This window comes from Pseudomonas brassicae (genome assembly GCF_010671725.1).
GTDB lineage: Bacteria > Pseudomonadota > Gammaproteobacteria > Pseudomonadales > Pseudomonadaceae > Aquipseudomonas > Aquipseudomonas brassicae.
Window position 1 is genome coordinate 1 of the sequence record NZ_JAAHBU010000461.1, and the last position, 5,131, is coordinate 5,131.

Annotated in this window: 4 protein-coding genes and 1 pseudogene; 3 read left to right on the forward strand and 2 right to left on the reverse strand. The window is 62.9% G+C overall.

Going from position 1 to position 5,131, the window contains the following annotated elements; all coding sequences use genetic code 11:
* A pseudogene (locus G3436_RS24360) lies at positions 1–1,052 on the forward strand (ATP-dependent helicase C-terminal domain-containing protein); the annotation flags it as partial.
* Positions 1,053–1,166: 114 nt separating this feature from the next.
* Entirely contained in the window at positions 1,167–2,933 is a 1,767-nt protein-coding gene (locus G3436_RS24365) for a hypothetical protein (RefSeq protein ID WP_163950433.1), read from the forward strand.
* A 7-nt stretch (positions 2,934–2,940) separates the two neighbouring features.
* Here G3436_RS24365 and G3436_RS24370 read toward each other — a convergent pair whose 3' ends face one another.
* Entirely contained in the window at positions 2,941–4,020 is a 1,080-nt protein-coding gene (locus tag G3436_RS24370; RefSeq protein WP_163950435.1) for an endonuclease/exonuclease/phosphatase family protein, read from the reverse strand.
* Between the two features lie 62 nt (positions 4,021–4,082).
* Positions 4,083–4,757 carry a hypothetical protein gene (locus tag G3436_RS24375; protein WP_163950437.1) on the reverse strand — a complete coding sequence of 225 codons (675 nt, stop codon included), beginning with the start codon at positions 4,755–4,757 and terminating at the stop codon, positions 4,083–4,085.
* 152 nt (positions 4,758–4,909) lie between these two features.
* Between G3436_RS24375 and G3436_RS24380 the strand changes: the two genes are divergently transcribed.
* Positions 4,910–5,131: DUF2076 domain-containing protein (locus G3436_RS24380; RefSeq protein WP_163950439.1), on the forward strand; the 222-nt coding region annotated here is incomplete at its 3' end.

Below are 5,131 nucleotides of genomic sequence, written 5' to 3' on the forward strand. Positions count from 1 at the left end.
CGCCAGTACCGCGGCTACCTGCGCGGCAAGCCGACCTCGGCGGTGCCTGACCCACAGCACCAACGTTGGCTGGGCGCGTTGCTGGCGCTGGCCTATCCGGACCGGGTCGCCCAGCAGCGCCGCGCCGGTGGCGCGGAGTACCGCCTGGCCAATGGCAGGGCGGCACTGTTCGGTGAGGCAGACGCGCTGATGAAGTCACCCTGGTTGGTGATTGCCGACCTGGGCAGCCGCCAGGGGCAGCGCGAGGAACGTATCTACCTGGCCGCCGAGTTCGACCCGGCGCTGTTCGATGGCGTACTGGCCGAACAGGTGTGCAGCGTCGAGCAACTGGACTGGGACGAACGCGAAAACGTGCTGCGCGCCGAGCGTCAGCGCAAGGTCGGTGAACTGGTGCTCAGCCGCGAGCCGCTGACCGGGCTGGATGAGGCGGCACGTACGCGGGCACTGCTTGAGCTGGTCCGTCGCAAAGGGCTGGAGTTGTTGTCCTGGACCCCGGAGTTGCGCCAGTGGCAGGCGCGCGTGGCCTTGCTGCGCCAGCTTGACCTGGCTGCCAGCGGCACCAGCGAATGGCCGGACCTGAGTGACGCCGCGCTGTTGGCAAGCCTCTCGGACTGGCTGCAGCCGTACCTGGGCAAGGTCACCCGGCTCAGCCATTTCGCCCAGCTGGACCTGTCGTCGATCCTGCGCAACCAGTTGCCCTGGCCACTGCCGCAGCGCCTGGACGACTGGGCTCCGGCGCACCTGAGCGTACCGTCGGGCTCGAACATCCGCCTGGACTACAGCGAGACCCCACCGATCCTCGCCGTGCGTCTGCAGGAGTTGTTCGGCCTGGCCGAAACCCCACGCATTGCCCAGGGCCGCCAGCAGGTGTTGCTGCATTTGCTGTCACCGGCGCGCGCCCGGTGCAGGTCACCCAGGACCTGGGCAACTTCTGGCGCAGTACCTATGCCGAGGTGAAGAAAGACCTGAAGGGGCGCTACCCCAAGCATTACTGGCCGGATGACCCGCTGGTGGCCGAGGCTACCGCGAGGGTCAAACCGCGCAAGGTCTAGCAACGTGGGGTTCGTGCAGCAGTGGAATCAAAACGCTACTATGGCTGCAGCGATGGCCATGATGATCCTGTCATCGGCGCCTGGTGACTACTTTTCTACTATCCGAGCGTGATAATGAGCTTTTTCAAAGGGAAATTTGATTCGATTGGCAGCAAGCTCGCAGATGCCGTGGCAAGCAGCAAGGATGCGTTGTCGGAGGTGGCGGACAAGACGGTAGATTACTCCAGGCGGCTTTCCGATGGCGCTTCGGAACTCTATGACTCGACCCGGGAAAAGGTTGGCGAGGTCGTGGAAAGTACCGCCAACAGCAATGTTGTCGTTTCAAGCCGGGAGCAGTTGGCGCTGCTGTCCGATGGCACAAAAGAAAAGTATGTGGCGTTCAGCGCTTCCACCAGCGCGTATTACTACAGCTCCGCCGAGCGCATGAAGGGATATGCGGCCTTCAGTACGGAAAAAGTCTCGTCGTATTTCAGCAAGACCTTCGAGGTCGATAAGGAAACCGACCAGATTGTGACGGAGATTCGCGGCAGGCTGCCGGTCAGGCCCAAGGATGTCGATGACATTTTTACCCAGGCCAAACAGGAAGCGTTGCGCAGGGCGATTGCAGCCTTTTGCCTGGCGCCGGTCATGTCCGGGTTGGATCAGGCCAACGAAGCGAAGTATTCCAACCTTTCCCAGGAATACAAAGACTTCAAAAAAGCCAACAACCTGCACGACAACGCCAACTTTGCCGCGCTGGACAAGCAGCGTGACCAGGCCAAGTTTGCGCCGGGCCGCCGTGAGATAGGCACGCCGGCATTTTCTCGGCTGGACAATGGCTACGATTCCAGCGACGCCAATCGGCTCGACCCCTACGCGACGGACATTGAGCACATCATTCCGAAGAGTGGCATCTACAATGATTTTCTCCTGCGCGTGGCTACCGACGACGATGGCATCATTGAGTGCATGAACTTCGGTGAGAACCTTATTTTTGCCGATCAATCGCTGAACCGGTCCAAGTCCGATATCGACCTCAAGCAGTACATTGCCGAACGCGGCATCCGCGATGCCGATAACCCTGACCAGATCACCTTCATCATCGGGGCCGATGGGCGCGAGGTCACCATCAGTGAGAAAGACGCCCTGGCCAAGTACGACAAGGCTCAGGAGCAGATGGCCGCAATGCGCCTTCAGGCGCTCAAGGAGGTTGGCCTGTCTGTGGCCAGCGCCGGCGCGCGCATGGCTGCTCAGCAGGTGGTCGGGGTGATCGTCGCCGAGACCGTGGATATTTTTGTGGATGAAATCAAGGACATTACCCAGCAGGGCCTGATCACCGACCAGCAAGGCGTGATGAAAGGCCTGGAGGAGCGGCGTACCCAGTTGGCGGCCAAACTCAATGCCCGGTTTGAACAGCGCAAGATCATGCAGCAGGCCAAGGCGGCAGGTATCGAGGGGGGCGTTGCGGGCGTGCTGAGTGCAATTCCACAGATCCTGATTTCCATGCTGGTCAAGCTGCCTGCCTTGGTGCTGTCGATCATTCGTGAATGCACGCTGTCCACGGTTCGCTGCGTGCGTGTCATGTTGAGCAAGGCCGAAGACAAGTATGCAAAGATCGCGGTGGTGCTGTTTGGTGCGGCGTCGACCGTCATGGGGCTGTATGTCGCCAATGCGCTGTCGAAGGCATTGATGGCGGTGCCGCTGCTCAGCTTGTTCAATCACTCCGTTGCAGATGTGTTGACCGGTGTGCTTGTCACCGCGGTGCCATTGGCGGCCATTTACGTCTTTGACCAGAACAAGGCCAAATTCCTCTTCAAGGCGTCAGGCAAAGGCGAGGCCGTCGCTGCCTTGGCGCACGACCCGGCGCCCGATGCCGGCGTTGCGCAGGCTCAGCCAGCCTGATGCGCGCCTAAGGCGGCGTCGGCAACAGCAGGCGCACGCTCAGCGGCAGGTGGTCGGAGATCTGCAAGGTGTCCTGTTGCAGTACGCGTGCCCCGAGGCGCTGCAGCCTGGGGCTGTGGAACAGGTAGTCGAGGGTGCGGTCCGGGCCGTCTGCACGCGCATCGTTGGGGTAGTGGGTCAGCCAGGCGCTGCGCTCGGCGCCACCGGCTTCGGCATTGCTGGGGATCATCGGGTACTTGTCCCACAGCAGGTGCAGGTCGCTGTCGGCAGCATAGTGCTGGCGTTGGGCGGGGTTCAGGCGGCGGTACTGGCCCAGCGGCAACAGGTTGAAGTCACCGCCGATCAACCACGGCGTGCCCTGGCTTTCCAGCGTATCGAGCTGCTCGCTCAGGTGCTGCACCTGCTGGCGCTGCACGTCACTGCCCGGGGTGTAGGGCGCGAGGTGAGTGTTGAGGACCGCCAGGTGGCCGCCATCGCGCAGCGGCAGGTAACTGGCCAGTACCGCCTGTTGCGGCTGCAGCAGGCGGCTCAGGGCGTTGCCAGGCGCCGAGGGCAAGGCCAGGCGCTCGGCCTGTCTGATCGGGTAGCGGCTCAGGGTCGCCAGGCCACGCCCGGCACTGCCGAGCACATGCCGGTCGGGGACGAAGTCGGCCTTCCAGTCGTAGGTCTGCACGGCACACGGGTAGAGGTCGACCAGGCGCTCGCGCAGCAGCGCGAGCTGGTCCTGGTGGGCACTGGCCCTGGCGTCGGTGTCGAGTTCCTGCAGCAGCACGATGTCGGGGTTGTCGGCGCGGATCACCCGCGCCACCTCGTCGAGGTTGAACGCCAGGTCCTGCTCGGTGGGGCGGGTGTCGCTACCCTGGCCCTCGTCGTACCAGAACACGTAGCCCTTGCCCGCCAGGTACTGGATGTTCCAGCTCATGACCTTGAGCGTCTGCCCCGGCACCAGCGTTGCGGCCGGGCCACGGCAGGCTACCGGCAGCGCCTCGCGCGGTTCAGGTTGCCAGCCCAGCTGGTCGGCCAGCAGCCACAGCAGGGCCATTATCAACAGCAGAAGCAGCAGGGCGTTGCGCAGTCGTCGGATCATGGCTCGGCTTGGCGTCGCAGGTGAGCTGCGAGCATACCCGAGCCGTTCGTGGTGTGCTCGCTTCAGCTTTCGGCGCTTTGCAGGGTTGGGTCGCTGACCAGCATGAACAGGCGGAAACTCACCAGGGTGCTGAACAGCGTGAGGAAACCGTTGAGGCTGCCCAACAGCAGTGCCAGCCAGGCGTCAGGGTCCTCGCCCAGCAAACTCTGGAAGGCGGCGTCGATCAGCCACAACGGGATCATTACCCCGATGATGCACACCAGGATCTGCCAGAAATGCCCTTTGCACAGTACGAAGCTCTGGCGAATCGCTGGCAGCGGCTGCAGGCCGCGCAGCACCAGCAGGTACTCGGCGAACACCAGGTTGACCATGATCCAGATGCCCGGCAGCACCAGCAGGCTGATACCGGCCATGATCATCAGCATGCAGATGATCACCAGCAGCGCGAACGAGGGCCACAGGCGCAGGGAGGTGGCCAGCAGGTCACGCTTGCGCGGTTCCTCGCCCTGGCTGCGAGCGTCCAGGTACAGGATCAGTGCGCCGCTGTAGAGTGGATAGAACACCAGGCCCAGCAACACGGTGTAGGCCATCGTGCTGGCCTGCGGGCCGAAGTGGTTGTAGATCGCCTGGGCCAGCAGGGTTTCCAGCACCACCAGCGGCAGGCACAGCTTGGCGATGCTCAGCAGGTGGCGGCGGAAGAAATAGAGGGAATCTTGCAGAACACTGAGCGGATTCATCGGTCGATATCGCAGTCAAAGAGCAGGCCGGTACTTTAGCCCAGCGACCTACTCTGAACAAAGTTTCATGCCGCAGGCGCATTGAATCACCGATGCTGTAACCCCATCTTGGGCCCACCCGAATTCCCCCGGCTATCCAGTGAGGTCGCCCCATGAACCACGAAGAACAAACCCTGATCGACGGCCTGTTCGGTCGCTTGCAGCAAGCCGAGCGCGAAGGCGTGCCACGTGACGTCCAGGCCCAGGCGCGCATCGCCGAGCACCTCCAGCAGCAGGCGTCGGCACCTTACTACATGGCGCAGGCCATCCTGGTTCAGGAAGCGGCGATCAAGCGCCTGGACGAGCAGAACCAGCAACTGCAGGCCGAGCTCAGC